A 3,232-nucleotide genomic window follows, 5' to 3' on the forward strand; every position below is an offset into this window, starting at 1 on the left:
TCTTTGAAGTATCGCTTCGCATGATTGCAATCACTGCAGGTGGGAATCGTGTAGATTTTTACGTTTGCCGACATGCCCTCACATCCTTTTCCCAATATTAATTAGCGACCTCATACCCTTTACTCCGGATAACATCCTTAATGTCTCCAAGGGTAAATTTTGATTCGTCGTACTTGACCTCAACGGTACCTTGATCAAAATGAACCTTTCCCTCCACACCGATGGAATTCAATGTTTCTTCAATTTTACTAATGCATGAACGGCAGCTCATTCCATGTACTTTGACGTTTGCATCTTGCATCATATTCACCTCCTTTCGCTTGCTGTTGGCTATCTTATCGTTTCTGCTGCAATCGTTAGCTGCGTACTTTTACACGCTGCAGCCGAAGTGCGTTCAGTACAACGGATACGGAGCTCAGAGCCATCGCTGCTCCTGCTACCCAAGGTGCCAGCAGTCCGATGGCTGCAATCGGAATGCCTAGAGTGTTATAACCAAGCGCCCAGAATAAATTCTGGCGGATGTTACTCATCGTTTTACGGCTCATATAGATGGCGTCCGGGATACTCGTCAGATCGCCACGCATCAAGGTCACATCGGCCGCTTCCATGGCAACATCCGTTCCTGTCCCAATAGCCATTCCTATATCGGCTGTGGCTAATGCCGGAGCATCGTTAATGCCATCACCCACCATGGCTACGGTTTTTCCTTGGGCCTGCAGGGCTTTAACTTCTTCCGCTTTCCCCTCAGGCAACACTTCTGCACGTACATGATCAATGCCAACCTGGGCAGCGATCGCTTTGGCTGTACGCTCATTATCACCTGTGATCATGATCACCTGAATGCCCATTCCTTTTAAGCGCTGGACAGCCCATTCCTTTTAAGCGCTGGACAGCTTCTTTAGAAGTCTCTTTAATGGTATCCGCCACTGCAACCATGCCGGCATATTGCTTATCGATCGCTACGAGCATAGCTGTTTTTCCCGTTTCTTCAAGTCTGGACATCGTTTCGTAGGCATGCATAGCATCTACACCGTATTTTTCCATCAATCTTCTAGTACCGATCAGCAGTTCTTTTCCTTCGACGACAGCCTGGATTCCGTAGCCTGGAATGGCTTCAAATGCCTCTGTTCCAGGAAGGGAAATATTGCGTTCCTGAATGCCGGTCACAATCGCTTCGGCCAAAGGGTGTTCCGAATTTTTCTCCGCAGCGTCGACGAATCTAAGGAAGTCTACTTCGTCCATCTCTGTAAGCACATCCGTAAGTTCAGGTTTACCTTTCGTTACCGTTCCTGTTTTATCCAAGATAATGGCATCAATCTTATGAGTCTGTTCAAGGTGTTCTCCGCCTTTGAACAAGATCCCGAGCTCTGCAGCACGACCCGACCCGGCCATAATCGATGTTGGAGTTGCCAACCCCAGCGCACATGGGCAGGCAATAACCAGGATGGCAATTGCTTTTTCCAAGGCCTCTGCAAACTCGCCAGGTGTGACCAAGAAGTACCAGACCAGGAAAGCGACCACCGCAATACCTACCACAATGGGAACAAAGATACCGGAGATCACGTCTGCCACCCGCTGAATCGGGGCTTTGGAACCTTGGGCTTCTTCAACCACTTTAATAATCTGTGCCAGCGCAGTTTCCTTGCCGACTTTGGTTGCTTTAATACGGAGCATGCCATTTTTGTTGATGGTCGCTCCAATGACGGCATCACCGGCGGTCTTCTCAACGGGTAAGCTTTCGCCGGTTAACATGGATTCATCCACGGAGGATGTTCCTTCGAGCACCACACCATCAACCGGAACTTTGTCTCCTGGCCGTACAAGAACCATATCCCCGACAATCACTTCATCGACCGGAATCGTAATTTCCTGACCATCGCGTACAACCAGTGCCGTCTTCGCCTGAAGTCCCATCAGGGACTTGATGGCTTCGGAAGTCCGGCCCTTGGCCAGCGATTCGAACAGCTTACCCATGATGACTAAAGTGATCAGGATCGCACTTGTTTCATAGTAAAGTGATGGACCGTGGTGGGCGTTCGCTCCTGCAGTGAACCAGTCAAACGTCAGGTACAGACTGTAGAAATAAGCAGCTGAAGTCCCTAGCGATACCAACACGTCCATATTGGCGCTTCCGTTTCGTAGTGCCTTATAGGCCCCCACATAGAACTGTTTTCCGACATAAAATTGGACCGGTGTTGCTAAAATGAGCTGAAACCATGGGTTCATCAAAATTTCAGGCATATAGATCCACGAGGTGAACGAAAAGTGTGCCACCATACTCCACAGCAACGGAAGGGACAAGATTGCCGATAAAAGCAGCAATCGTTTCTGATGCTTAATTTCTTGTTTCCGGTGGTCGACCGTTTTCTTGTTCTCTTGCTTCGTTACCGCTTTATAACCGAGCTGCTTGACTTTATTCTGCATATCAGAAACGGTAATATCAGCTGGCGAATACTCAACTCTTGCCGTTTCCATCGCAAAGTTGACGGATGCGTTGGTAACCCCGGGAAGTTTGCTCAAGCCTTTTTCAATACGGTTAGCACACGCAGCACAGGTCATTCCTTCGAGGTTAAAATCAATGACTTCTTTCGCCGTATCATACCCAAGTTTTTTTATCGTTTCCTCCAACTTATCGACGCCTACCTTACCTGGATCATACGTTACACTTGCTTTTTCCAAGGCAAAGTTCACGTTGGCTGAAGAAACACCTTCCAGTTTATTCAGTCCTTTTTCAATACGATTGGCGCATGCAGCACAAGTCATTCCTGTAATTTGCAGCGTCGTCTGTTTGCTCTCTTTTCCGGCTATGGCTTCCATGTTCATCACTCCTAGAGGATAATGGCAAATGCATTCTCACAGTTTTAAAACTTGCATGACATTACTGTTTTTCATGGATTGTTATATTAAGGCGTTTATTTTGCTTTCCAACAACTTCCTTGTATTTAGTATACCCCCCTACCCTATAATTAGTCAACACTTTTCTGAAATTTTTTTGTGTACCCCAGTACCCTATATAATGATCCAAAATAAAAAGCAGCGTGATAACCGCTGCCTTTTAAAGGTCTTTATTTCATTAATTTATTCATGGTCTTCAATAGCTCATCCAACACCTCAGTGTCACCTTCTTGGATCCGATCGATAACACAGCTCTTCATGTGATGCTCAAGTAAAAGCTTACCTACCCCATTTAAAGCCGATTGCACCGAAGCAATCTGGTTTAGAACATCATCGC

Annotated in this window: 2 protein-coding genes and 1 pseudogene; all 3 read right to left on the bottom strand. The window is 46.8% G+C overall.

Features of this window, described 5'->3' with window-relative positions:
* Nucleotides 1-97: 97 nt before the first annotated feature.
* Nucleotides 98-304 carry a heavy-metal-associated domain-containing protein gene (locus CPT76_RS18775; RefSeq protein ID WP_105443912.1) on the bottom strand — a complete coding sequence of 69 codons (207 nt, stop codon included), beginning with the start codon at nucleotides 302-304 and terminating at the stop codon, nucleotides 98-100.
* A gap of 52 nt (nucleotides 305-356) precedes the next feature.
* Nucleotides 357-2,817 (bottom strand): annotated as a pseudogene (locus CPT76_RS18780) (heavy metal translocating P-type ATPase).
* A 248-nt stretch (nucleotides 2,818-3,065) separates the two neighbouring features.
* Complete coding sequence (locus CPT76_RS18785) at nucleotides 3,066-3,203, bottom strand: metal-sensing transcriptional repressor (RefSeq protein ID WP_374954688.1); 138 nt, start codon at nucleotides 3,201-3,203, stop codon at nucleotides 3,066-3,068.
* Nucleotides 3,204-3,232 lie beyond the last annotated feature (29 nt).

This window comes from Paenibacillus sp. AR247, from assembly GCF_002968895.1.
Classification (GTDB): Bacteria; Bacillota; Bacilli; order Paenibacillales; family Paenibacillaceae; genus Paenibacillus_AQ; species Paenibacillus_AQ favisporus.

Coding starts and splice junctions, on each gene's coding strand:
- CPT76_RS18775 (WP_105443912.1), bottom strand. CDS start 304: ATGATGCAAGATGCAAACGTCAAAGTACATGGAATGAGCTGCCGTTCA.